This window comes from uncultured Clostridium sp. (assembly GCF_934754925.1).
In the GTDB taxonomy this organism is placed as follows: domain Bacteria; phylum Bacillota; class Clostridia; order Clostridiales; family Clostridiaceae; genus Clostridium.
Genome location: NZ_CAKVJA010000005.1, coordinates 65,206 through 91,945, shown reverse-complemented (window position 1 = coordinate 91,945; position 26,740 = coordinate 65,206). Strand labels below are relative to the sequence as shown.

Genomic DNA, 26,740 nt, shown 5'->3' with positions numbered 1-26,740 from the left:
CCTTCTTAATAAGTAAATAATTTTTATTTTGTATTTAATCTAGAAATCATAACTTCTTTAGCCTTTAGTTCTAAGCTATCATCTAGCTTTTCTAATGCTACTTCTGAATATTTAATTTCAAGTGCCATTTTAATAAATCTATCTGCAAGTTCAGGATTTTTAGCTAAAAGTGAACCATGGAAGTACGTGCAGTAAGTATTTTTATATATACATCCTTCATATCCATCAGAACCATTATTACCGTATCCATGTATGCATTTTCCTAAAGGCTTAAGACCATTAAGATAAGTTCTACCAGAGTGATTTTCGAAGCCAACATAAGTTTCATTGAAGTCTTCATTATAAATTACAGTATCTCCAATAAATCTAGTATCACCAGCCTCAGTGTATATATCTAATATACCTAATCCCTCAATTCTTTCACCACTTGGAGCTGTGTAGTATTTTCCAAGCAATTGATAACCACCACAAATAGCTATTAAAACTTTACCATTATTAATATATTTAGATAATTCTTCTTTTTTGTTATTCATTAAGTCAGCAGAAACTATAGATTGCTCATAGTCTTGGCCACCACCGAAGAATACAATATCATAATCATCTGCATTAAATTCATCATTTAAAGAAACATTTATTATATTAACTTTAATTCCACGCTCTTCAGCTCTATGTTTTAAAATTAATATATTACCCACATCACCATAAACATTTAAAAGATCTGGATAAAGATGACAAATATTTAATTCCATAAGCTCCTCCTATATATATTACCAAAGATTTTTAATATATCCCTTAGAATGTAAATACTTTCTATAATTTATCATTGCAGTATAAGTAGCTAAAATATATAGCTTTTTATTTTTACCATTTTTAATTTTACCTGTTAGATTTTCATAATCTTCTTCAATGATAAGCTTTGAAGAAGGTATTCCTGCAGTTTTAAGTCTTACTGCCATATCAAAGGCTCTAAGTCCTGATACATATACTTCATCTAAATCTGCATCTTTTAAATTTTCAAAATTAACATCCCAAATCCAAGAGACGTCTCTACCATCTGCATAATTATCATTAAGTAAGAATGCACATGAGAAAGAATCTTTATTAAGGCATAAGGTGTCTAATGCTTGATTATATCCAGCTGGATTTTTAACAAGTATAATTTTAACTTCTTTATCATCAATGTTTATTATTTCTTGTCTACCAAAGCTAGAACTTTGACTTTCTAAAGATTTTTTTATTGTACTATCATCAACATTAAGTTCCTTTGCAATTGAATAAGCACAAAGAGCATTATAGATATTATAAACACCAGATTGTCCAAGAAAAATTTCAGTATCTCCAAATTTAACAGTTGAGCTTTCAGCTGTTAATTCTAAAACTTCATCTACACCATACTTTATTTTAGGATGAGTGTAACCACAGCCTGTACAGTAGTAATCCCCTAAATGATTATATGTAACAAAATTATAGCTATAAGGAGTTTTGCAGAACTTACAGAACTTTGAGTCTGCATTTACATCTATAGTTTTATTTTCGTTTATTGGAGTTTTAAATCCATAGAAAACTAATTCATTTTTAACATCTAACTTTCCAAGAAGAGACTCATCTCCATTAAGAACAAGTTTACTTTCAGGAACAAGAGTTATACCTTCTAAAATTTTAGTTAATGTAGTATATACTTCCCCATATCTATCAAGCTGATCTCTGAAAAGGTTAGTAACTGTTATTATTTCAGGAGTAATATATTTTGTAATATATTTTAAATTTGCTTCATCTACTTCAATAATCGCATATTTATTTTCATCTTTGTTAAAAAATTTATAGTTTTCTACAAATGTAGTAACTATACCAGGGAAAAGATTTGCACCTGTATTGTTAGTTATAACAGGATGCCCTTTTTCTTTAATGATGTTATAAATCATGCTTGTAGTAGTAGTTTTACCATTAGTTCCTGTAACCAAAACCACTTTATATCCCTTAGATACAGTAGATAATATATTGCTATCTAGTTTTAAAGCGACCCTCCCTGGGAAAGTAGTTCCACCTTTTAAAATAGTCTTAGTAAGAAATAATGTGAATTTTGTTGCTAATATACTTAGAATTGACTTAATACTAATTTCCTTCACCACCTACAATAATTTATTTACATTATTAACAATACTATTGAAATATAAACATTTTATTAGTAAAGATTAAATTATTCATTTTATTTTTTTATATCTCTACTACAAATGACATATCAATACTAAAATAGTATAACATAAAGTTGCACTTTAACAAATCTATCTTTTATTATATTTAATCTAAATTAAAAAAATTTTTATAAAAAAATTTAAAATGTAAAAAAATAATTAAAAATACTTTTATATAATTGACACTAGCAAAATGTGAGATAATAATATAAACAAAAAACTGAAAAGGAGATAATAGTTTTGAATAGATTTTGTTTTAGTGACATAGAGGGAAAAGAAATTAAATGCTATAAATGGACTGCAAATGGAAATCCAAAGGGAATAATACAAATTGTTCATGGTATGACTGAATATGCTTTAAGATATGAATATTTTGCTAAGAAGCTTTGTGAAAATGGTTATACTGTTTATGCGCATGATCATAGGGGGCATGGAGAAACATCAAAAGAAGAGGAAGAAAGAGGATATATTGCAGACAATGAGGGATTTGATCTTCTAGTTGAAGATGTAAAAGAATTAACAGATATAATAAAGAAAGAAAATCCCAATTTACCAATAATATTATTTGGACATAGTATGGGATCATTTGTTGCTCAAAGGTACATAGAATTATATGGAGATGAAATTTATGGAGTTATTTTATCAGGAACTGATGGTAGGCCAGACAAAATAACTAAACTTGGAATTTTAATTTCAAAAATTGAAATTATGTTAAGAGGAAGAAAAGCAAAAAGTAAACTTATGGATAAATTATCATTTGGTAATTTTAATTCTAATTTTAAGCCTAATAGAACAGATTACGATTGGTTATGTTCAGTAGAAGAAGAAGTTGACAAGTATATAGAAAGTCCTATGTGTGGATTTGTGTGTACAACATCTTATTATTATGATTTAATAAGAGGATTATGGAAAATAAACAAGAAAGAAAATTTACAACAAGTTCCTAAGGACCTATCAATATTTATTTTTGCTGGTGATAAGGATCCGGTAGGAAAGTTTGGAAAGGGCATAATTAGATTATATGAATCCTATAAAGGGTTAGGAATAACAGATTTAAAATATAAGTTGTATAAAAATGGACGACATGAAATGTTAAATGAAAAAAATAAAGATGAGGTTATTGAAGATTTATTAGAGTGGATAAATGATAAAATAAAGATGAAGTTATTGAAGACTTGTTAGAGTTGATTAATAATAAAATAGAGTTAATAAATATATAAATAGTTAATAAAACAGCTAAACATTATTTCTTATTATGAAACATATATTTTATTAGTAATAATAAGAGGTGATGATAGTGAAAAAGAAAGTTAAAATTAAAATGCAAGCCAATAAACCTCCTAAAGGAAAAAGAAAAAATATTATTAAGGAATTGTTTTGTGTAAATGGTAAGTTTGATTTTATAGGGTTATTAAAGAATATTGCAATACCTCTATTTGGAGGAATATTGGTAGGGTTAATTACTAAGGGATCAATGAGTACATATGATTCGTTGAAAAAAAGTATACTTAATCCTCCAAGTATTGTTTTCCCAATTGTCTGGTCAGTATTATATGTATTAATGGGAGTTGCTGCATATAGAATATATATGAATAATAAAGAAGGAAGAAATGATTATGATGGGTACTTTTATTATTTTATTCAACTACTAATAAATTTCTTATGGGCAATAATATTTTTTAATTTAAGATTATATGGAATATCATTTATATTAATAGTAATTTTACTAATTTTAATTATAATTACTACTGTAAAGTTCTTTAAAGTTGACAAAATAGCAGGTACATTAATGATACCTTATATAGCATGGGTAGCCTTTGCTTCATATTTGACATTTTATGTTTGGATGTTTAATGAAATGTAAATAATATAAGTTGATAGTTAGGTTTGTAGTGATTATTTTATACTAATTATTATATATAAAACTGCTATGTAGGATTAGTGACAAATAAAAAATCAATAATGAAATGATAAAAAAAATATTGTATAATGGATAAAGGCTGTTTAAAATAGCCTTTATTTTATTATAAAGTTTAAAGATTAATGCTTCAAAATAGAGGATATAATTATTTATATAGAAAAAATAGGAGTTGACTATGAAGAAAGTTATTATAGCAGAAAAACCATCCGTTGCTAAAAATATTGCAGATGCATTTAAGATAAAGCAAAGAAGAGATGGATATTTTGAAGGTGATGATTATTTAGTAACATGGGCTTTTGGTCATTTATTTCAATTATTTGATGCAAAAGATTATGATGAAAGTATGAAAGGGTGGAGAATGGATAAGTTTCCATTCATACCTGAGGAATTTAAATACAAGATTAAATGTGATAATGTAAATAGAGCTGTTACAGATAAAGGTGCAGAAAAGCAAATTAATATAATTAAGATGTTAATAGAACGTGATGATGTTGATGGCGTTATATCTGCTACTGACCAAGATCGTGAGGGAGAGCTTATATCACTAGAAGTATTTATGTATTTAAATCAAGATAAGCCTATATATAGATTATTACTGAACGAATGGACACCAGATGAAGTTAAAAAGGGGATGAATAATTTAAAGGAAAATATAGAAATGAAATCCCTTCAAGATGCAGGTATAAGTAGGCAATGGGCTGATTGGATTATAGGAATAAATTTAACTTCAGTAGCCACATTAAGATATGGTGGTACAGGTAAGGAGAGTAAAATGATTAATATAGGAAGAGTATTACTTCCTACATTAAAAATTATATATGATAGAGATAAAGAAATAGAAAATTTCAAGGCATCTACATACTATAAGCTGTTAGCAACTTTTAAGACAAAAAATAATGAAGAGTTTGAAGGAACTTATTATAATGAAAATAATAATGAAAAATTTGAAGATAAAAAAGTTGTTGAAGAATTAAAAAAGCAGCTAAAAGATAAACAAGGTGAAGTTGTGGAGAAGCAAGTAGAGAAGAAGAGAGAGTATGCTCCACTATTATTTAATTTATCTAACTTACAGGGACATATAACTAGCAAATACAAAGGTTGGACATCAGATAAGGTATTAAAGATAGCACAAAGCCTTTATGAAAAAAAGTTTATTACTTATCCTAGAACAGGTAGCGTAGCTTTAGATGAAAGTTTAAAGGATAAAACAAGAAAGGTTTTAGAAACCGTAAAGAAGGGATTACAATACGAAGATCAAATTAAATTTGTAGATAATAAGAGAATATTTGATAATTCTAAGGTAGAGAGCCATAGTGCTATAACCCCAACATATATTAAGCCTACAGGTTTAAGTAAAGATGAAGAAATAGTATATAATGCAATCAAAAATAGATTTATAATGCAATTTATGCCAATAGCAGAGTTTGAAGAAACTAAGTTAACAGTAAAAGTTCATGATGAAAACTTTAAAGGTACTTTTGCTGCTAAAGGTAGAGTTCAAAGAGTTGAAGGATGGCGTGTAGTTGAAAAGATTGAAACAAAAGATACTATCTTACCATTTGTAAGTGAAAAGGAAATGGTTCAAGTAGTTGATGGCAAAGTTAATACTGTAACTAAGAAACCGCCAAAGCTTCACAATGAAAAAACCTTATTAAGGGTTATGGAGACTTGTGGAAAAAGTTTTAAAGATGAAGAAGATTCACCTGAAATGATGCAAGCAATCTTAAGTGGATTTAGTATAGGAACACCAGCAACAAGAGCTGAAACTATTAAGAAGTTAAAGGATACTGGATATATTAAATCAAAAGGTAAGAGTTTAACTTGTACTGAACTTGGAAGAACGTTAGTTGAAATATTTCCAGTTAAGGAGCTTTTAGACCTAGAATATACAGGAAGGCTGGAAAAGACATTATCTGATATAGAAAAGGGTAAATTTAAAAAAGATGATTTCTTAACTATGATAAAAGATTTTACAGTGGAAGCTGTAGATGATATCAAAAAAGATACAGCTATGCTAAAAAACTTTAAGGTAGCATTACCAGAAGGTATAGAAAGTATAGGAAAATGCCCTGTATGTGGTAATGATATTATTGAAGGTGAAAAAGGTTTCGGTTGTATTAACTGGAAAAACGGATGTAAGTTTACTATTTGGAAAAATGATAAGTTTATAGAGGCTATGGGTAAAAAGGTAACTAAGGAAATGGTTGCATTATTACTTAAAAATGGAAAAGTAGGTTTTAGAAATCTTAAGAGTAAGAAAGGAACTTTCTTCTCAGCTTATTTAAGATATGAAAAAGATGAAAAGACAGGATATTATAACTGGAAAATGGAATTTATAAATTAAATAATATTTAAAATAAAAACCATAAGATATGTAAGTATATATACTATATCTTATGGTTTTTTTTACATAAAAATTGATAAAATAGAGTAGCAAACAGGTGCTAAAAATACAGTAATTATTCCTGCAACTCCAATTGATAATGAGCTCATGGCACCTTCAGTTTCACCTATTTCTAAGGCTTTACTTGTTCCAACAGCATGGGAAGCAGTTCCAAGAGAAACACCTTTAGCAATTGGATGATTAATTCTTAAAATCTTAAATACAGTAGGTCCAACTACAGCACCGATTATTCCAGAAATAACAATAGCAAGAACTGTTATAGATGAAATTCCGCCTAAACTATTAGTTATTTCAATACCTATAGGTGTAGTAACACTTTTTGATAATAAAGAAACTGTTAAACTACTGTCTAATCCTAAGAAAAGTGATATGGAAACAACTGATAATACACTAACTAAACTTCCAACAAAAATTCCAGTAAATATAGGTAAAAAGTTTTTCTTAAGTAGTGGTAAGTTTTTGTATAGTGGAACAGCTAAAACAATTGTTGCCGGTCCTAAAAAAATATTAATAAATTGTCCACCCTTATTATACGTATCAAAATCAATATTAAATATTTTCAAAAATCCAATTACAAGTATTGCAGCTATTAAAAGTGGATTAAAAAGTGGAAATTTTGTTTTTCTATAAATAAATAGACCTATTTCAAAAGCAACTAAAGAAATGAATATTCCAAAAAATATGTTGTTTGTAAACACTTCCATTTAATTAAGCCCCCTTTTTGTTAATTGTATTTTTTTTATCTTCTTTGACGGACTTTCTATTACATATAAATTGAACCGTGATGCCTGTAACAGCAATAACGATTATAGTGGTTAATATGCATAGAAGTATTATTTTAAAAATGCTTCCTTTAAGAGAGGCAAAAGATGTCATAAGACCTACGGAAGCAGGAATGAAGAAAAATGCTAAGTGATCTAAAAAGAAGTTAGCTAAATTTTCAACCTTTTCAACTTTTACAATATGTGATGTTAATAAAACAAAGAGTAGAATCATTCCTATTATACTTCCAGGTACAGGTAAATTAAGTAGGTTTGAAATTATCTCGCCTGCAAAATAAATACTAAGAAGTAATATAGATTCTCTAAAAAATTTCATTTATAGATCAGTCCTTTCTTTTATCTGAAGGCTAGTCAGTGTAATAATATGATTGGTCATACAGACTCAATTATAGATAGTGAATTCTAAGCCTTAAATTGATTTAAGTTTCTAACTTAAACTTAGAATTACGTTTATACACAAATACTTTAACACTAAAAAAAAAAATAGTAAATACTTATAGAATTTGTATCAATTTTAAATTACATTAATTAACAAAAAGTATCTATAAATCATAATATGAATCATAATAATATAATTAGTTTATCTAAAAAAAGGAGTAAAAATGAGTAATTTCCTTAAAAAATTTGTTACTATTATAGGAATAGTAGCTATTATTGGACTTTCTTTTGTTGGATGTGGGAAAACATCAACTAAAGATACTGGTACTGATGAGTTACAAACTGTAAGGTTGAATGAAGTTGTTAGATCTGTATTTTATGCACCAATGTATGTAGCAATTAGTGAAGGTTTTTTTGAAGAGGAAGGTCTAGAGATTGATTTATCTACTGGACAAGGTGCAGATAAAACAATGCAACAATTGTTAAGTGGAAATGTTGATATTGGTTTTTCAGGTCCAGAACAAGTAGTTTATATTTATAATCAAGGTAGAGAGGACTATCCGGTGGTATTTGGACAACTTACTCAAAGAGATGGTTCATTTCTAGTTGGAAGAGAAGTAGAAGATGACTTTGATTGGGCATCATTAAAGGGAAAAGAATTAATTGGTGGAAGACCTGGTGGAATACCAGAAATGGCATTAGAGTATGTATTGAAAGAAAATGGATTAGATCCATCAACAGATGTTAATATGGTAACTAATATTGATTTTACAGCTACTTCAGGAGCATTTAAGTCAGGTACTGGTGATTATGTAGCATTATTTGAACCTACAGCAACAATGCTTGAGAATGATGGTGGTGGAAGTATTGTAGCTTCTGTTGGAGAGTCTGCAGGTAATATAGCATATACATGTTTCTATACAACAAAATCATATATGGATGAAAATCCAGAAGTATTACAAAAGTTTACCAATGCAATATATAAAGCTCAAAAATGGGTTAAAGAACATACAAGTGATGAAGTTGCAAAGTCAATATCTTCATATTTTCCAGGAACCGATGAAGAGGTAATAGCACAAGTTATTGATAACTATAAGAATATAGATGCTTATGCAGAAAATCCAGTTGTTAGTGAGGATGGATTAAATAGGCTAATGGATATAATACAAGGTTATGATTCAACTCTAATACAAACAAGGCCAGACTTTGATATTATTGTAAATAATGATTTTGCAAATAAGGTTATAAAATAATTAAAAGTTAGTATTAGTGAGTTAGTAGTTAGGGGTAAAATGATATAGAAGTTTTTGAAGATATAACTCCTAACTTCTAACTAAGCAAAAGGGTGGTGGGAAGAGTGAGTCTCTTAGAGATAAAAAATATAAATATGAATTATCATAAGAAAGATGGAGTAACAGAGGCTTTAAAAGATATAAATTTTACAGTTGATAATGGGGAGTTTATAAGTATAATTGGACCATCAGGATGTGGAAAATCTACACTACTAAATATAATTAGTGGACTTTTACAACCTTCTTCAGGTGAAGTTAAATATAATGATCCAAAAGTTAAAAACAATTTAGATAAGATGGGTTATATGTTTCAAAAGGATTTTTTATTTCCATGGTTAACAGTAAGAGAAAATATAATGTTAGGATTAAGGATAAAGAAAATATATACAAAGGAAAATATAGAATTCGCATGCGAATTATTAAAAGATTATGGGTTGGAAAAGTTTGAAAAGCATAAACCAACTGAACTATCAGGAGGTATGAGACAAAGAGTAGCTCTTATAAGAACATTAGCATTAAAACCAGAAATATTATTATTAGATGAACCCTTTTCTGCATTAGATTATCAAAGTAGATTAATGGTTACAGATGACGTAGCTGAAATAATAAAAAAAGAGGGTAAAACTGCAATAATGGTTACCCATGATTTAGGTGAAGCTATAACAATGTCTAAAAGAGTAATAGTATTAAGTACTAGGCCTGCAACAATTAAGGATGATGTAACAATTTCATTTGAAAGGGATTATTTAACTCCATTTAATAAAAGAAAAGAAAATGAATATAATGAGTACTTTAAAAAATTATGGGGGGAAATAGAGAATGCAAATGAATGAGGAACATGAATTATATCTAAAAAATATTAAGAAAAGAAAAATTAAAATTACTATTCTTAGAATTTCCATTTTAGTTATATTTATTGTATTATGGGAAATCGCAGCTCAGCTAAAGTGGATAGATCCATTTCTAACATCAAGTCCTAGTAGGATTCTTAAGTCATTAGTTAAATTTATAAATGAAGGAACATTAGCAAGGCATATTTGGGTAACTTGTTATGAAACTATATTAGGATTTATTTTGGGTACAGTTCTTGGTGTTATAATTGCTATTTTATTATGGTCATCAGAAACAGCATGTAAAGTATTAGATCCTTATTTAGTAGTTTTAAACGCACTTCCTAAGGTTGCATTAGCACCTATAATTATATTTTGGGTTGGGAATGGAACTTCAGCCATTATAACTATTGCTTTATTAATTTCAATAGTTACAACTATAATAAGTGTTTTAACAGGATTTAAAGAGGTAGATAAGGGTAAAATATTATTAATGAAAACATTCAAAGCAAGTAAATGGCAAACATTAAGATATTTAATTTTTCCAGCATGTATTCCGGTTATAATATCAGCATTAAAGATAAATGTAGGATTATCTTGGGTTGGAGTAATTATGGGGGAATTCCTAGTTGCTAGAGAAGGTCTTGGTTTCTTAATTATATATGGTGGACAAATAGCACAATTAGATATGGTAATGATGAGCATAGTGATTTTATCACTTATAGCTTTTATAATGTATGAGGTAGTAGCAATTATTGAGAATAAGCTCATAAAAAGAGATGATGTATAAAATTAAAAGAGAAAGAAAATGAATTAGGGGTTAAAGGTTTAGTATATAACTTTTAACTCTTAATTTATTAAATTAATTAGGAAAATTTTGTAAATTTATTTGTTTTTTAATAAATAATTGAAAGATAATAAGATTTTTGGTAATATTATAATACATAATAAAAAATATTAAACCAATATGGAGGCCTTATGGACAGAAGAAAGAACGACTCCTTAAAGGAAAATAAACAAGTAAATAAAAAAAATACATATATAGGATCAATAGTAACTTTAGTTTTTTCAATAATTTTTGCATTTATAGTATTAGTATCGATACAGGCTATAATGGGAGAAAAAACAGTAACAATAAGTGAAAATAAAGCTGAGCAATATTATTATGATGGAAAATTTGATGATGCTATTAATGAATATATGTCAATGCAGAATAATGAGAGTTGGCCAATATGGACGGTTAAAGCTGCAGAAGTATATTCTGTAAAAGGTGATATTACTCAATCAGATAACCTATTAAGAGAAGCTATAGTAAAAAGAGATAAGTTAATGTTAGAAGATGCAGATAAATACATAGAGCAAGATAAGGAGTTAATTAATCAAGTTGTATTTACGTTCTATATAAACAATGAACTAGATCAAGCAGAAAGCTTTGGAGAGTATTATTTAGATTCATATAACACATATAAACCATTATTAAAAACTATGTTTGCAGTATATTTAGCTAATGGAGACAATAAGTCAGCAGAGAAAATTGTTGCTTCATATCCAGTAGATAGTGAAAGTGCTTATGATTTAGCTATTTTAGCTAAAATGCAAATTATGTTAGGAAATTATGACGATGCTTTAAAGAACTTAAAGAAATCTTATGACTTAGATAAAAATGAGATTAAGTCTTTTGATGTTATAATGGAAACTTGTGAATTTAATAAAAATAAATTATTAAATAAAATAAAAAAATTATCAGAAGAAAATCCAAAGGAAGAAGCTTATAAAGTTTGGTTAGAGGAAATCAATGCATTAGATGAATCAAACATGGATTTAACAGAAATCATAACTGATGAAATTAAAAATACTATAGAAGTTGATAAGCTAGATAAAGAATCATATGTATATAATTATGTAGAAGCTTGGGAGTATTATAGTAAGGGGCAATATGATAAGGCATTAGAGGCTTGTAATGCTGCTATTGTAGCTAATCCTGAATATACAAATGACTTTGCAATTTTAATTCCTAAAATATTAATTGCAACAGGAAACTCTGATAAGATAGAAGGGTACTTTAGAACAGCTATATACAATGAACCATTTAATTACAACTTAATTACAAGTATAGGAAAAATATATGAAAATGATTTAAAAAATTATGAGAAGGCTAAAGAAAGCTTTAATTTTGTATTATCATTAAATAAAGATGAAGATGCAATATATTATGATTTAGCTTTTGTTAATTTAGCTATGGAAAATATTGATGAAGCTATTACGGATTTAAAAAAGGCAATATCAATAAATGAAAATTATTATAAATACTATAGAACTTTAGGAACTGTATATTTTAATAATAAAGATTATGATAAAGCAATTGATAGTATAAGAAAAGCATATTCATTAAATGAAAATGATGTGTTATCACTTAATAATGCTGCTTGTTATTATGTAATGATAGATAAGGATATATGGAGAGGATATTCTAATATAGAATCTGCGTACAATGATATGCCAAGTGATTTAGATGAAGAATCGAAAAATTTAATTACAAATAACTATAAAGCAATTAAAAAGGTATATGATAAATATGTTAATGACGAAAATACAGTTATTAATCTTGATAATTTAGAGTTAGCATATTAATAAAGATAAATAAATAATATAGAAATATAAAAGGTAGATTATTAAAATCTACCTTTTATTGTTAATAATTCTAAAAAGGGCATTATTAAAAAAAAATACTTTCCAGATATTTGAAATTATGATATTATAATAGATGAATAAATATTCAGAATTTTATGAATAAGAATGTAGGAAGAAAAGATTTAACGGGGAAATTTGCTGAAAAATTATTAGATAATGGGGTAGGGAGGAATTTTCAAATGGAACAAAAAATTAAAAAAATAGCTTTATTAACAGGTGGTGGAGATTGTCCAGGCTTAAATGCAGTAATAAGAGCGGTAACAAGAACAGCAATATTAAACTATGGAATTGAAGTAATAGGATATAAGTTTGGATATAGAGGACTATATAATAATGATTTTATTCCATTAACATTAGATACAGTATCAGGAATATTACATAGAGGAGGTACTATTCTTTATAGTTCAAATAAAGATAATCTATTTGATTATCTTGTTGAAGAAAATGGTGAAATGGTAAAGAAAGATGTTTCTGATGTAGCTGTAGAAAATCTAAAAAAGGAAGGGGTTGACGTATTAGTAGTTATAGGTGGAGATGGTACATTAACATCAGCAAGAGATTTTGCGAGAAAAGGTGTTAAGGTAATAGGTGTTCCTAAGACTATTGATAATGATTTAGCATCAACAGATGTAACTTTTGGATTTAATACAGCAATTGATGTTGTAACTGAAGCTTTAGATAGACTCCACACAACTGCAGAATCACATCATAGAATAATGTTATGTGAGGTAATGGGAAGAAATGCTGGATGGATAGCATTAGAAGCTGGAATAGCTGGTTCAGCAGATATTATTTTATTACCAGAAATTCCATATGACATTAATAAGATTGCAGAAAAGGTAAGAGAGAGAGAAGAAGAAGGTAAAAACTTTACCATTATAGTTGTATCAGAAGGAGCTAAACCTAAGGATGGAGAAGTTGTAGTAGCAAAAATTGTTGCTGATAGTCCAGATCCTATAAGATTAGGAGGAATAGGCAATAAGCTTGCAGGTGATTTAGAAAAACTAATTAAAGATCATGAAGTTAGATGTACAGTGTTAGGACACGTACAAAGAGGGGGGAACACTTCAACATATGATAGAATACTATCAACAAGATATGGTGTTGCAGCTGTTGAACTTATAATGAGTGGTAAATTCGGAGAAATGGTTTGTCTAAAAGGTGATACTATAAGTAGTGATAGTTTAGAGAATGTAATTGGACAAAAAACTAAGAATGTTAATATAGATGGTGAATTAGTACAAGTGGCTAAAAAAATAGGTATTACTTTTGCTGGATAAGTAATAATATTTCAATAATTTAAATATTATTAGTGGTAAGGGGGAATAATATAGAAGTGAGTTTAAATATACTAAATTCTATATTTGAAACTTACCACTATTTTCACATATAGAGAATAATGGAAAATTTTCGGAGGAATACTTCAAAATATTCTGACAATATGATATACTTATATTAAAGTAAAAGAAATATTTGAATCATTGGATTTAGGAGGGTATTATGAAAGAGATAAAGAAATATTTAGAATCAAGAATTGGAAAGTATAGTTTCTTTTTTGAGGATTTAAAAAGTGGATATGTGTATGGATACAATGAAAACGTTTCTATGATAGCAGCTGGATGTATGAAACTTCCAATTGCTGTTTCATTAATAAAAGCAGTTGAAGATAAAAAAGTTGACTTTATGGATAGAGTAAAGATACAAACTTCAGATAAGGTTTATGGAACGGGGATAATCCATGAATTTAATGAAAGAGAATATACAGTATTTGAGCTTATGGTAATTATGTTAATTCAAAGTGATAATACAGCTGCTAATAAAATTATTGATATAGTAGGAATGGAGCAGATAAATGAAGATATTATAGCAATGGGATTAAAGAATACTAGATTAAATAGAAAGACAAATGATGAAAGAACAGCTATAACTGATGTTGAAAACATAACAACTGCATATGATTTATCAAAAATATGGAAACACTTAGCTAATGGAACTTTCTTAAGTAAAGATAATGGGCAAATGCTTATAGATATTTTAAGAAGGCAACAAATAAAAAATAAATTAGCTTTATATATTCCTGACGATTTAAAGATTGAAATATCTAGTAAAACAGGAGATAAAAAAGGTGTTGAAAATGATACAGAATATTTAGAATTACCAAAAGGTAAATTTGTATTTACTGTTTTATCTCAAGATATACCTAATAGTGTATATGGAACAGTATCTTTAGCTAAATGTGGTAAAATGATGTGGGATGGTGTAATGAATAATTGGAATTAAATATATTGACAAATTTTTAATGAAATGATATTCTAACACAAAGAACCTTTAAAAGAATCCGAGAGATTCATAAGGAAGTTGTAATAATACCCATATTATAAGATTACTATACCTTCCTTATATAATAAGGAAGGTTTTTTGTATTCTTTAAATTTAACACTGTGATGTTAAAAAGGAGTGACAATAAATGGAAAATAAGCATTTAATAAGTCCGATGGACTTTTCTAAGGAAGAACTTAATGAAATATTTGAATTAGCAGAAAAAATTATTTCAAATCCAAAAGAATTTTCACATATCTGTGATGGACAAATCTTAGCAACGCTTTTTTATGAGCCAAGCACAAGAACAAGATTTAGTTTTGAAGCTGCAATGATGAGATTAGGTGGTAAAATATTAGGCTTTTCAGAACCAAATTCAACTTCAAGTGTAAAAGGTGAAACATTAGCAGACACTATAAGAATGGTTTCAATTTATTCAGACATAATTGCAATGAGACATCCTAAAGAAGGATCAGCAAAAGTTGCAAGTATGTATTCATCAGTACCAGTTATTAATGCGGGAGATGGTGGACATCAACATCCGACTCAAACATTAACAGATCTATTAACTATAAAATCACAAAAAGGAACATTAGAAGGTCATAAAATTGGTTTTTGTGGAGATTTAAAAAATGGACGTACAGTACAGTCATTAATTGCTGCTATGTCTAGATATAAAGGAACAGAATTTATTCTTATATCTCCAAAAGAGCTTGTAATACCAGAATATATTAGAGAAGAAGTATTAAAAAGAAACAATATATCGTTTAGAGAAGTAGAAAATATAGAAGAAGTAATAGATGAATTAGATATTTTATATATGACAAGAATTCAAAAAGAGAGATTTTTTAATAAAGAAGAATATTTAAGATTAAAGGATTCTTACATATTAGATAATGAAAAAATGACAAAAGCAAAAAAAGATATGATTGTAATGCATCCGCTTCCTAGGGTAAATGAAATTGCTGTAGAAGTAGATAGTGATGAGAGAGCAGTTTACTTCAAACAAGCTGAATATGGAATGTATGTAAGGATGGCTTTAATAGTTAAGTTGCTGGGGGTAATGTAAATGCTACAAATAACTAGTATAAAAAATGGATTCATGTTAGATCATATAAAAGCTGGAATGGGGGTTAAAATATTTAGATATTTAAATCTAGATAAATTAGGCCATCAAGTTGCGTTAATAATAAATGCAGACAGCAAAAAGATGGGAAAAAAGGATATAATAAAAATTGAAAATATAGAAAAGATAAATTATACAGTACTTGGATTATTATCTCCAGGTATTACTATAAATGAAGTTAGAAATGAAGTAATAGTTAGCAAAATAAAACCAGAATTACCAGAGCAAATTCAGGATATATTAATATGTGAAAATCCAAATTGTATAACTTCACAAGAAAAGTATATACCTCATAATTTCACATTAGTTGATAGAGAAAAAGGAAGTTATAAATGTGAGTATTGTGAACAGATATTAAATCCTAGCGAGGTGTAAATAGATGAACTTATTAATAAAGAATGCTAATGTAGTAGATGCTTATGAAAGCTTTTATGGAGATATATTAATCATAGACGGAATAATAACTGAAATTGGAAAAGAAATAAATAAAAGTGAAATAGATACAATAGATGCAAAAGGTTTAACTTTAATGCCTTCATTTATAGATACACATGCACATTTTAGAGATCCGGGTTTAACATATAAAGAAGATATTGAAAGTGGGTCAAAAGCAGCAGCTAAAGGGGGATATACAGGTGTTTGCCTAATGGGTAATACAAATCCCATATGTTCAACTAAAGAGGTTGTTGAGTATGTAAGAAATAGGGCTAAGGAGATAGGGTTGATAGATATACATCAATGTGTATCAATAACTGAAAACTTTGGTGGTAAGTCTATAGAGCACCTAAATGCTTTTGATAACGATAAAGAATTAGTTGCAATAACAGATGATGGTGTTGGTGTAATGGATTCTAGTGTAATGATGAAAGCTATGGAAAAAGCTAAGAAAAATAACTGGATAGTTATGTCTCATGCAGAAGATAAAACATTCTCTAAAATTGATATGAGAATAGCTGAAGATCTAATGACTATAAGAGATTTATATTTAGCTAAGGTGACAAAGGCAAGGCTTCATATGGCGCATGTAAGTACAGTAGATTCTATTGAAGCAATAAGAAGGGCTAAAAAAGATGGAGCCAATGTAACTTGTGAAGTAACACCACATCATATTGGTTTAACTATTGAAGAAAGTAATTATAGAGTAAACCCTCCAATAAGAGAGAAAGCTGATGTAAAGGCTATAATAGAAGGTATCAAAGATGGAACTGTAGATTGTATAGGTACTGATCATGCACCTCATACAGAAGAAGATAAGGAAAAAGGAGCACCAGGAATGGTGGGGATTGAAACTGCATTTAGTATTTGCTATACAGAACTTGTAAAGAAAAATGGAGTTTCTATAAATAAATTAAGTGAGTTAATGTCAAGAAATCCATCTAATATTTTAGGAATGAATAAAGGTAGTATTACTATAGGAAAAGATGGAGACTTAGTACTAGTTGATTTAAATAAGGAAGTAGTAATTAATAAAGATAAATTTGCTTCAAAGGGTAAGAATACTCCATTTGATGGGAAGAAATATTTTGGAGAAGTAGTAATGACTATAAAGAGTGGAAAAGTAATATATAGTATTTAGTGAAAATAACAAGCTAAAATATTAAGAGATTGAAAGGTGCGTAAGTTTTATGAAAAGTTTAATAATGGATAAGTTATATAAAAGAGTTGAAGAAAGAGGAGTAGTTTGTGTAGGATTAGACACAGCTATTGAATATATTCCAGAGCATGTTTTAGAAGGAAAAACTATTGAAGAAGCAATATTTGAATATAATAAGGCTATTATAGATGAGACTTTAGATGTTGTAGCTTGTTATAAGGTACAAATTGCATATTATGAAGCTTTAGGATTAGCGGGGCTTATAGCATATAAGAAAACATTAGATTATTTAAGAGAAAAAGATGCTATTATAGTTGCTGATATAAAAAGAGGAGATATAATGGCAACGGCTACTCAATATGCAAAGGGACACTTTAGTGGTGATTTTGAAGCAGATTTCATAACTTTAAGTCCGTATATGGGAATGGATAGTATAGAACCATATATGCCTTATATGGAAAGTGGAAATAAAGGGGTGTTTGTACTAGTTAGAACTTCAAATCCTGGAGCTGAGGATATTGAAAATATAGATACTAAGGATGAGAGTAAAGTTTATAAGGTTGTAGGAGATAAGCTTACTAAGATGGGAGAAAATATTAAAGGTGAATGTGGATATTCTGCAATAGGTGGAGTTATAGGGTGTACTCATGTTGAAGAAGGTAAAGAAATAAGGGAAAGATATAAAGATATGTTTTTCTTAATACCAGGTTATGGAGCTCAAGGTGGAAAAGCTGAAGATGTAGCTTTATATTTAAGAGATGGAAATGGTGGAGTAGTAAATTCATCAAGAGCAATTCTTTTAGCTTATAAAAAAGAAAACAAGCCAGCGGAATTTGCTGCTTGTGCAAGAAGAGAAGCTATTAGAATGAGAGATGAAATAAGAAACGCAGTTAATAACCTTTAGGAGGAAAAGAATTTATGAAGTACACACAAGGTAAAATTTTATTAAATGAAGAAATTAAAAATGGAATATATAAAATGGTTGTGGAAGATAAAAATGAAGCTAAAGCAGGGCAGTTTTATATGTTGAAGCATAATGGAGCTACATTACTTCCAAGACCAATAAGTGTTTGCGAAACAAATGGAGAAACATTAACTTTTGTATATGCAGTAGTTGGAGCAGGAACTAAGGAATTTGCAACTTTAAAGGTTGGAGATTCAATAAGTTTAAATGGTCCTCTTGGAAATGGTTTTAATGTAACTGATGATTTAGGTAGAGTTGCATTAGTAAGTGGAGGAATAGGAACAGCTCCAATGCTTGAAGTATCTAAAAAGTTAAGACAAAACAGAAATGATATTAAGATGGATCTTTATGCAGGGTTTAGAGATGATATATACTTAATAGATGAAATAAAAGAATATGTTGATGAGGCATATGTTTCAACTAATACTGGTAAACATGGACATAAAGGATTTGTAACTGAAATTTTAGATTTAGATAAATATGATACAGTACTTTGTTGTGGACCAGAAATAATGATGAAGAGAGTAGTTGAAATGTGTAAAGAAAAGCAAGTTAAAGTATATGTTTCTATGGAGAAACATATGGCTTGTGGAGTAGGGGCTTGCCTTGTGTGTACTTGTAAAACTAAAGATGGAAATAAAAGAACATGTAAAGATGGTCCAGTATTCGATGGATACTATGTAGAATTATAATAAACCAAAGGAGAAGATAAAATGTTAAAAGTTAATATAAATGGATTAGATTTTAAAAACCCAGTAATAGCAGCATCAGGAACCTTTGGTTTTGGAGCAGAGTACAATAATTTTTATGATGTAGGAATTTTAGGTGGTATTTCTTCTAAAGGATTAACATTAAACGAAAAAGCTGGTAATGATGGAATAAGAGTGTTTGAAACTCCATCAGGAATGATGAACTCAGTTGGTCTTCAAAATCCAGGGATAGATAGATTTATAGTAGAAGAACTTCCAAAGATGAAAGATCTAGGTACTAACATTATTGCAAATGTTGGTGGAGGATGCATGGAAGATTATGAAATAGCATTAGAAAAGCTTAGAGGAACTGATATAGATATGATAGAGCTTAATATATCATGTCCTAATGTAAAGTCAGGAGGAATGGCTTTTGGAATTAAATCAGAAGTAGCTTATGATGTTGTTAAAAAAGCTAAAGCTATAGTAGATAAACCTTTAATGGTTAAGTTATCGCCTAATGCTGAAGATATTGTTGATATGGCTATAAAATGTCAAGAGGCAGGAGCAGATTCATTATCTCTTATTAATACATTAAAAGGATTAGCAATAGATCCATATAAGAAAAAAGCGGTATTTAATAATGTATATGCTGGAGTATCAGGACCAGCTGTTAAACCTGTGGCTTTAAGAATGGTTCATGAGGTAGCTAAAGCTGTAGAAATACCTGTAATAGGTTTAGGAGGTATTACAACAGGATTAGATGCTATAGAATTCATGATGGCTGGAGCATCAGCAATTCAAATTGGAACTGTTAACTTCTTTAATCCAATGGCAGGTAAAGAGATCATTGAAGAAATGGAAGCTTTCTGCAAGTCACAAGGAATTAAAGATATTAACGAAATAGTTGGAATAATATAAAGTTAATCACTATAAGTAATTTATATACTTATAGTGATTTTTTATATAGGCTAACAGTATTAAAATTAGTATAAGGTTAAATTTTAATAGAATATTATAATGCAAAATTTATTGATAAACCACTTGTTACAACTATAGGGGAAGGGAAGAGCTATTATTTCCTTTTATGCTTATTGTTATTTTATTGGTATTACTTTATCAAAAACAGCTTCCTTACCTATTTCATCATATATTATTTCACTTCTATTACTATTTTCCACTTTTTCTTTCTCTTCTAAAATAGGCTTTTCAACCACAACTCTAATAGAATTTGACTCTGAACTAGGTGCTTGTGAATATATTTTTTCAGTCTTCTTATCTTCACTTACTGTTGTTTGAAAAATTTGGATAATTTGCCCAGTTTCATCATATATAACTACTCTATAATCATTCCAGTTACCTATTTTATAATTTACATCAACAATCATATCAAATGGAGTTATAGATATTGAATTTACTTTTACTATATCTGATTCAATTTCCTGTTCACTTAAATCAATGGTTTTCCTTAGGTTTTTATCAACAGTAACAGGTATCTTAAATGCCCATGTCCCCCATTTGTAATAACTCTTATCATTAGCGTTAACTCCATAGTTTTCAATCAAGTTGATTTTGGTTTGGAATGTAAATTGGTCTGGTATTTCTGATTTCAACGAAGATAGATGGTATTTTTGAACTCCAACAAAGGTATTTTCATTAATAAATCTACCTTCTAAACCAGCAAAACCACTATTATCAAGTTCTTCATCTGTAAAATCAACCTTATTATAGGCTTCAGATGTGATTAACTGGTTCATATCCATTAGTCCTGAATCACCCCAAGATGTATATTTAAATGGTTTTTCATTTTCAACAATATAGGTTACATATAAAGATTGACCATCACACAATATTTCAGATAGTGTAATTCCCACACCATTAGAATAAGCAGTTTCATTTACGGATGTTGCATACTGTGAGTAATTCCCTGGAAAATAAATATTCTTTTCTATAGATTCGAATACACTACCAACTATAGGTATTTTAGCAGCTAATGCTGGATTTGCTATCACAAGAGTTGTTACCACTATTAAACTAGCTGCAATAGTTCCGATTGCTCTGTTCCTTTTACGTCTGTTATTCTTAATTTTTTCTAACTTTGCATTTTTAATTCCCTCAACTATTCTTTCATCAAGATTATCAGGTATATTAATCTCATTATATTTAGAGTTATTCATATAAGTAGTCCTCCTTCAAAATTTTTCTTAAAGATTCTTTAGCTCTTCTTAAGTGACTTTTTACGGTATTGCTTGGTATTTCCATAGTTCTCGCAATGTCATCAATACTCATATTGTTGAAATATCTTAAGATAATTACAGTCTTATATTTATCTTTTAATGTATCAATGGCATTGTATAGGTCCATTTTTTCATGCAATGATATATTTTCTTCATTGCAGGATATTGATGAGTCATCATCTAGATAGATAATCTTACTATCTTTTTTTAGATAATCAATAGCTATATTTATTAAAACCCTTGTTATCCAAGTCTTAAATATGCTAGGATTTTTTAATTTATGGACATTAAGAAAACCCTTATAAGCACATTCTTGCATGATATCTAAAGCTTTATTTTCATCTTTAACATAGCTATAAGCAATTTTATATAAATATATCTTGTGCATGTTATATAACTCTGTAAATGCATCAGAATCGCCATTTTTAGCTTTTTTAGCTAGAGCTATATCTAAAGACTCTTCTTTTATTGTTTGCCATGGCAAAGAAATGATTTTTTTCATTCTACCTCTCCCTCAATTTCTTAAGTATTAAACATTAATGTTATACCTATTAGACGGTTATTTTTTATCTAAAGTTGCAAAAATAATTATTATTTATTAAAAATATTTTAAAACTTTAAGATAGATAGAGGCTTTAAAATCTATTTAAATAGTAGTATTAATTATAAAAATTACAAAAAGCTATGCTAATTTATACTAATTAGCATAGCTTTTCTCTTGTTAATATTGTTATAAAAGTTAGTTTTAAAACACTTATATTTATACTTTTTGCACCTCTGAAGTAAATCCGTTAATTAAATTTTGATGATTCTTTTATATGTTTTATGCTATTGCTTCTTTTTCATCTTCTCTCCATTCTTCAACTTCATCTCCAAGTTCAGGAATAGAAGAAGCATAGAATACAGGATCTTTTCCAGCTTTCTTTTGAGCTGTATAATCTTGTAGAGCCTTAATTGCAATCTTACTTAATAATACGATAGCAATTAAGTTTAATATAGCCATAAGTCCCATAAATACGTCAGCTATGTTCCAAACTAAATCCATTGAAGCAATTGAGCCAAATAGAACCATAGCAGCAACTAAAATTCTATATACATATAGAACAACTTTATTTTCTGTAATAAATTGAATGTTTGTTTCACCATAATAATAGTTACCTATTATAGAACTAAAAGCAAATAGTAATATACAAATTGATATAAATGTTCCTCCCCAAGAACCAACTTGAGAAACTAAAGCCATTTGAGTAAGTTCTATACCTTTTACAGAACCATCTAATGGTACACCTGATAAAAGTATTATAAATGCTGTAGAAGTACAAATAATTAATGTATCAGTAAATACTCCTAATGTTTGAATTAAGCCTTGTTTTGCTGGATGAGAAACTGTTGCAGTAGCAGCTGCATTAGGAGCAGATCCCATACCAGCTTCGTTTGAGAATAAACCTCTTTTTATACCTTGTAATAGTGCAGCACCTATACCACCACCAACTACTTGCTTAATTCCAAAAGCATTTTCAAATATAGTTTTGAATAATGAAGGAATTTGATTGAAGTTCATTATTATGATAAATAAAGCAATAACTATATAAGCAACAGCCATTATAGGAACAAGTATACTAGAGATTTTAGCAATTCTATTTACTCCACCAAAGATAATTATTAATGTTAAGACTGTTAATATAATTCCAACTATAAGTTTATTTGTGTTAAAAGTAGAGTAAAAAGCAGCAGTAATTGTATTAGATTGTACAGAGTTAAATGCAAATCCAAAACATATTATTATAAGAATAGAGAATGCTATTCCCATCCATTTTTTCTTTAGTCCCTTTTCCATATAGTAAGCAGGACCACCTCTGAAGCTATCTCCATCTTTAACTTTATAGATTTGAGCTAAAGTAGATTCTATAAAAGCAGAAGCTGAACCTATTAATGCAATTAACCACATCCAGAATACAGCACCAGGGCCTCCAATAGCTATAGCAGAAGCAACACCGGCTAAATTACCTGTACCAACTCTTGAAGCAGTACCGATACAAAAGGCTTGGAATGATGAAACTTGTCCTTTAGATGTATCTTTTGAAGAAGTTCCTTCCCCAAGTAATTTGAACATTTCTTTAATGTTACCAAATTGAACGAACTTAGTTTTAAAAGTAAAATATAATCCTATTACTATTAACATAGCTATAAGAACATAAGTCCATATAAAATCGTTAACTAATAGTATTAGTTTATTTAAAAATTCCATAATAAAATATCCCCCTTTTTATATTTATCTTTAGATTTTTTTACTATGTACTTTATTATAGTATAATATAAAAATAAAAATAATGCAAGAGGGTTAGGGTGATTATTCATAAAGTGAATTTTAAATTATCAAAATGCCTTTAAAATAGAAAAAAATGAAATTTTGCCTGCAAGTTAATTCATTTAAACTTAATAAGGTAAAGAGAGATATAAAAAAGACAGTCATTTAATATGACTGTCTTTAAATTAATTAGTTAAACAGATTGTTTAATAAATCACCAAAGGTACTTCGTTGTTCATCAGTATTACCATCCTCTTCTGTGTCATCAGGAGTAGTTTCTGATGGAGGAGTTTCTCCAATACTTTCATCAGGTGTATTAGTAGTAATCTTTACAGTTAATTTAACTGTTTCTCCAGTATTTATTTCTGATGTAAATGAAGTTAATGTATATTGACCTGGGTTAATAGTACCAGATACTGATAATCCCTTAAATGAATATTTAATTCCTCTATTATTTAGTATAACAATAGCATCATATAAATCCATATTTGCTCTTAATCCTATTTGAGATAAGTTTATTTTTTCTTCAGGCTTAGTATCATCATAAGATGTAGGAACTACAAAAGGATAATCAGCAGCATTAGGATTAGCGTTTGGTTTTTTTATAAATACTTTATCAGCAATAAGTCTTGCAGGTGTATTATCATTTACTAATTTATTATTAGAACTATTAACAGTAACTTTTACATGAACGTCGCAAACTGATTTAGGTTCTGTTCCTTCAATAAAGTATTCGGTTTTAACTCTACTACCTCTTTGGTCTTTATAACATAAATCGGTAGGAGACTTACCAGAATCCTTACAAACCTTTGCTTGAACAAGTCCAGATGGAGCTTCTATATCAGAATAGCTTAATCCAGAGTGTACAACATTCATTACTTTCCCAAATAATGTAGCAGCACTACCACTACTACCATACATTTTTTGTGGTATATCATAGCCAATCCAAACAGAACCAGAATAATAAGGTGTAACCCCAGCAAACCAGAAGTTATCAGAATTATCAGTTGTACCAGTTTTACCAGCTACAGGTATATCGCTAAATTGAGCTTTAGTTGATGAACCCTTTAATATATCATAAAGTATATATGATGTTTGTGGTGAGAATAGAGTAGTAGCCTTAGGCTCTTTTTCTAATAATACATTACCACTAGCATCTTCAACCTTTGTATAAAGAGAAGGTTCATATATAACACCATTATTACCTAAGGCACCATATGCAGAAGCTAAAATTGTAGTATTTCCACCATCACGGTTACCTTGTGGTTGTTCAAATTGCCCAAGAGCTAATGCTGACATTGTATGAGATTCTGGAGCATATTTTAAACCAGCTCTTTCACCATATTCAATTGCTGTATCTAAACCTAACATATCAACTGTTTTTATAGATGTCAGATTTTTAGAATAAGTTAAAGCTTCTCTTGCAGTAACAAACCCAGCCATTGAACCATCAGCATTTTTGGGATTAACACTTCCAAAGTTATACTTCTTTAATATTTCTGATGAAACAGAAGAATCATCTAAAGGGGTTCCAGCTGTTATAAGTTTAGTATCTATTGCAGGACCATAAACAGTTAAAGGTTTAGTTGTAGAACCAATTGATTTTAAATCAAAATAAGCTCTATTAAGTGAAGTTGGCGGTTGATTTCCACGTCCACCAATAAGTACTTTTACCTGACCAGTTTTATAATCAATTACTGTTGCAGAAGCCTGAAGTTTAGGTACCCCATCATTATCTGTAGGATCATAAGAAGTATCATCAACTTGTAAGTTAGTTCTCTCATCTAATATTTCTTGAACAGCATTTTGCATTTGGGTATTTAGTGTAGTATATATTTTTAAACCACCATTAACTAGTAGTTTATTTACTTCCTCATCAGTATACTTGTACTTTTCTTTTAAATCGCTTTTTACCTGATCTAAAGCAGGATATACAAACCATTCTTGATTTACTCCATAGTCAGTATCTAGTTTAGAGAAATTAAAGTCATTTGCTCCAGCTTGTGCATAAGCAGTGTCAAATTCTTCTTGTGTTATATAACCAAGTTCTAACATTTTACTTAATACTGTTTGAGTTCTTCTAATATATCCATTTGGATAATTTGATGAACTTGTATTATATGCACTATATGTTGTAGGAGCTTGAGTAATTCCAGCAATATAAGCGCATTCAAGTAATGTTAAATCTTTAGCATTTTTAGCAAAGAAATATCTAGAAGCAGCCTCAACCCCATAAATATATCCACTAAGAGGAATAGTATTTAAATAGGAAGTAATTATTTCTTCTTTACTTAATTTTTTATCTAATTGAACTGCTAAAACTATTTCTTTAATTTTTCTATTAACTCTATCGAGTGGTGTTGATTCTGCAGACGCCTCACTAGCTAATACAGTATTTTTAATTAATTGTTGTGTTATTGTAGATGCACCATGAATACCATTTTGTTTACCTAGTATAACCATAACATCTCTTGCAGCAGCGCCTAAAATTCTTTTAACGTCAATACCACCATGGGACATGAAACGTTCATCTTCAATAGAAATATAAGCATTAATTAAATTCTGAGGTATCTCATCATAAGAAATAATATATCGTATTTCGGTAGATGGTAAGTCATCTATAAATTCGCCTTGGTCATCAAATAACATGGAAGGCTGATTTAAATTATAAATAGCATTCACATCTAGTGGTGGGGTTGTTTTAATAACAGCAACAACATAACCAACACCAACAACACCGATTAATAATCCTATTATTAAGATTGTAAGGAAAAAGTATTTGAAAAATCTTTTAATTTTTGATGGCTTTTTCTTAAGTTTTTTATTAGCACTTTTAGACTTCGCTACTTTTTCTGTAGGACCTTTTGATTTGTTAGAATCTTTAGCCATTTGTTCCTCCTTTTATTTATATTTAATATAATATTCTATATAATTATAGCATATTAATTATAATAGTGAAATAATAACTACTAAGGTGAGTGTATGAGATATTATACAAAAAGACCTAAACATC

At 28.7% G+C, this 26,740-nt stretch carries 23 protein-coding genes; 15 read left to right on the top strand and 8 right to left on the bottom strand.

The genetic code is table 11. The annotated features are described in order from the left end of the window. Positions 1-23 precede the first annotated feature (23 nt). Entirely contained in the window at positions 24-749 is a 726-nt protein-coding gene (locus Q0G30_RS03835; RefSeq protein WP_294386750.1) for a type 1 glutamine amidotransferase, read from the bottom strand. 18 nt (positions 750-767) lie between these two features. Further along, the gene (locus Q0G30_RS03830) at positions 768-2,126 is read right to left on the bottom strand and encodes a Mur ligase family protein (protein WP_294386748.1); all 1,359 of its coding nucleotides are present in this window, start codon (positions 2,124-2,126) and stop codon (positions 768-770) included. 306 nt (positions 2,127-2,432) lie between these two features. Here Q0G30_RS03830 and Q0G30_RS03825 point away from each other — a divergent pair, with 306 nt between their 5' ends. The 3 genes from Q0G30_RS03825 to Q0G30_RS03815 all read left to right on the top strand — a co-directional run bounded on the left by Q0G30_RS03825 (position 2,433) and on the right by Q0G30_RS03815 (position 6,457). After that, a complete protein-coding gene (locus tag Q0G30_RS03825; protein ID WP_366013448.1) occupies positions 2,433-3,374 on the top strand; it encodes a lysophospholipase in 942 nt (313 codons plus the stop codon). Between the two features lie 109 nt (positions 3,375-3,483). Then, entirely contained in the window at positions 3,484-4,056 is a 573-nt protein-coding gene (locus Q0G30_RS03820) for a TspO/MBR family protein (protein WP_294386743.1), read from the top strand. Between the two features lie 232 nt (positions 4,057-4,288). After that, complete coding sequence (locus Q0G30_RS03815) at positions 4,289-6,457, top strand: type IA DNA topoisomerase (protein ID WP_294386740.1); 2,169 nt, start codon at positions 4,289-4,291, stop codon at positions 6,455-6,457. A gap of 62 nt (positions 6,458-6,519) precedes the next feature. On the opposite strand, the gene Q0G30_RS03810 is transcribed toward Q0G30_RS03815, so the two are convergent. After that, the gene (locus tag Q0G30_RS03810) at positions 6,520-7,221 is read right to left on the bottom strand and encodes an LrgB family protein (RefSeq protein WP_294386738.1); all 702 of its coding nucleotides are present in this window, start codon (positions 7,219-7,221) and stop codon (positions 6,520-6,522) included. A 4-nt stretch (positions 7,222-7,225) separates the two neighbouring features. After that, complete coding sequence (locus Q0G30_RS03805) at positions 7,226-7,615, bottom strand: CidA/LrgA family protein (protein WP_294386735.1); 390 nt, start codon at positions 7,613-7,615, stop codon at positions 7,226-7,228. Positions 7,616-7,901: 286 nt separating this feature from the next. Here Q0G30_RS03805 and Q0G30_RS03800 point away from each other — a divergent pair, with 286 nt between their 5' ends. The 12 genes from Q0G30_RS03800 (at position 7,902) to Q0G30_RS03745 (ending at position 20,103) form a co-directional block, all read left to right on the top strand. Continuing rightward, complete coding sequence (locus Q0G30_RS03800) at positions 7,902-8,930, top strand: ABC transporter substrate-binding protein (RefSeq protein ID WP_294133094.1); 1,029 nt, start codon at positions 7,902-7,904, stop codon at positions 8,928-8,930. Between the two features lie 104 nt (positions 8,931-9,034). Beyond that, on the top strand, positions 9,035-9,802 hold the full coding sequence (locus Q0G30_RS03795) for an ABC transporter ATP-binding protein (RefSeq protein WP_294386732.1): 768 nt from the start codon (positions 9,035-9,037) through the stop codon (positions 9,800-9,802). After that, a complete protein-coding gene (locus Q0G30_RS03790) occupies positions 9,795-10,589 on the top strand; it encodes an ABC transporter permease (RefSeq protein ID WP_294386770.1) in 795 nt (264 codons plus the stop codon). The genes Q0G30_RS03795 and Q0G30_RS03790 overlap by 8 nt, the downstream gene beginning before the upstream one ends. 188 nt (positions 10,590-10,777) lie before the next feature. Further along, the gene (locus Q0G30_RS03785; protein WP_294386729.1) at positions 10,778-12,430 is read left to right on the top strand and encodes a tetratricopeptide repeat protein; all 1,653 of its coding nucleotides are present in this window, start codon (positions 10,778-10,780) and stop codon (positions 12,428-12,430) included. A gap of 239 nt (positions 12,431-12,669) precedes the next feature. Next, entirely contained in the window at positions 12,670-13,770 is a 1,101-nt protein-coding gene (locus Q0G30_RS03780) for a 6-phosphofructokinase (protein ID WP_294386728.1), read from the top strand. A gap of 220 nt (positions 13,771-13,990) precedes the next feature. Continuing rightward, the gene (locus Q0G30_RS03775) at positions 13,991-14,770 is read left to right on the top strand and encodes a serine hydrolase (RefSeq protein WP_294386726.1); all 780 of its coding nucleotides are present in this window, start codon (positions 13,991-13,993) and stop codon (positions 14,768-14,770) included. Positions 14,771-14,957: 187 nt separating this feature from the next. After that, positions 14,958-15,878, top strand: a complete 921-nt coding sequence (pyrB, locus tag Q0G30_RS03770) for an aspartate carbamoyltransferase (RefSeq protein ID WP_294386725.1) — start codon at positions 14,958-14,960, stop codon at positions 15,876-15,878. After that, positions 15,879-16,310: an aspartate carbamoyltransferase regulatory subunit gene (locus tag Q0G30_RS03765; RefSeq protein ID WP_294386723.1), complete on the top strand. Its 432-nt coding sequence runs from the start codon at positions 15,879-15,881 to the stop codon at positions 16,308-16,310. Between the two features lie 4 nt (positions 16,311-16,314). Beyond that, entirely contained in the window at positions 16,315-17,511 is a 1,197-nt protein-coding gene (locus tag Q0G30_RS03760; RefSeq protein ID WP_294386721.1) for a dihydroorotase, read from the top strand. A 49-nt stretch (positions 17,512-17,560) separates the two neighbouring features. Next, positions 17,561-18,433: an orotidine-5'-phosphate decarboxylase gene (gene pyrF / locus Q0G30_RS03755; protein WP_294386716.1), complete on the top strand. Its 873-nt coding sequence runs from the start codon at positions 17,561-17,563 to the stop codon at positions 18,431-18,433. A 14-nt stretch (positions 18,434-18,447) separates the two neighbouring features. Beyond that, the gene (locus Q0G30_RS03750; protein WP_294386714.1) at positions 18,448-19,185 is read left to right on the top strand and encodes a dihydroorotate dehydrogenase electron transfer subunit; all 738 of its coding nucleotides are present in this window, start codon (positions 18,448-18,450) and stop codon (positions 19,183-19,185) included. A gap of 21 nt (positions 19,186-19,206) precedes the next feature. Further along, positions 19,207-20,103, top strand: a complete 897-nt coding sequence (locus Q0G30_RS03745; protein ID WP_294386711.1) for a dihydroorotate dehydrogenase — start codon at positions 19,207-19,209, stop codon at positions 20,101-20,103. 176 nt (positions 20,104-20,279) lie between these two features. Here the strand turns inward: Q0G30_RS03745 and Q0G30_RS03740 are convergent, their stop codons facing one another. The 4 genes from Q0G30_RS03740 to Q0G30_RS03725 form a co-directional block, all read right to left on the bottom strand. After that, a complete protein-coding gene (locus tag Q0G30_RS03740) occupies positions 20,280-21,359 on the bottom strand; it encodes a DUF4179 domain-containing protein (RefSeq protein ID WP_294386708.1) in 1,080 nt (359 codons plus the stop codon). Beyond that, positions 21,352-21,921 carry a sigma-70 family RNA polymerase sigma factor gene (locus Q0G30_RS03735; RefSeq protein ID WP_294386706.1) on the bottom strand — a complete coding sequence of 190 codons (570 nt, stop codon included), beginning with the start codon at positions 21,919-21,921 and terminating at the stop codon, positions 21,352-21,354. Before Q0G30_RS03735 ends, Q0G30_RS03740 begins: the two co-directional genes overlap by 8 nt. Before the next feature lie 321 nt (positions 21,922-22,242). Then, positions 22,243-23,667 carry an alanine/glycine:cation symporter family protein gene (locus Q0G30_RS03730; RefSeq protein ID WP_294386703.1) on the bottom strand — a complete coding sequence of 475 codons (1,425 nt, stop codon included), beginning with the start codon at positions 23,665-23,667 and terminating at the stop codon, positions 22,243-22,245. A 249-nt stretch (positions 23,668-23,916) separates the two neighbouring features. Next, positions 23,917-26,616 carry a transglycosylase domain-containing protein gene (locus tag Q0G30_RS03725; RefSeq protein WP_294386700.1) on the bottom strand — a complete coding sequence of 900 codons (2,700 nt, stop codon included), beginning with the start codon at positions 26,614-26,616 and terminating at the stop codon, positions 23,917-23,919. Positions 26,617-26,740 lie beyond the last annotated feature (124 nt).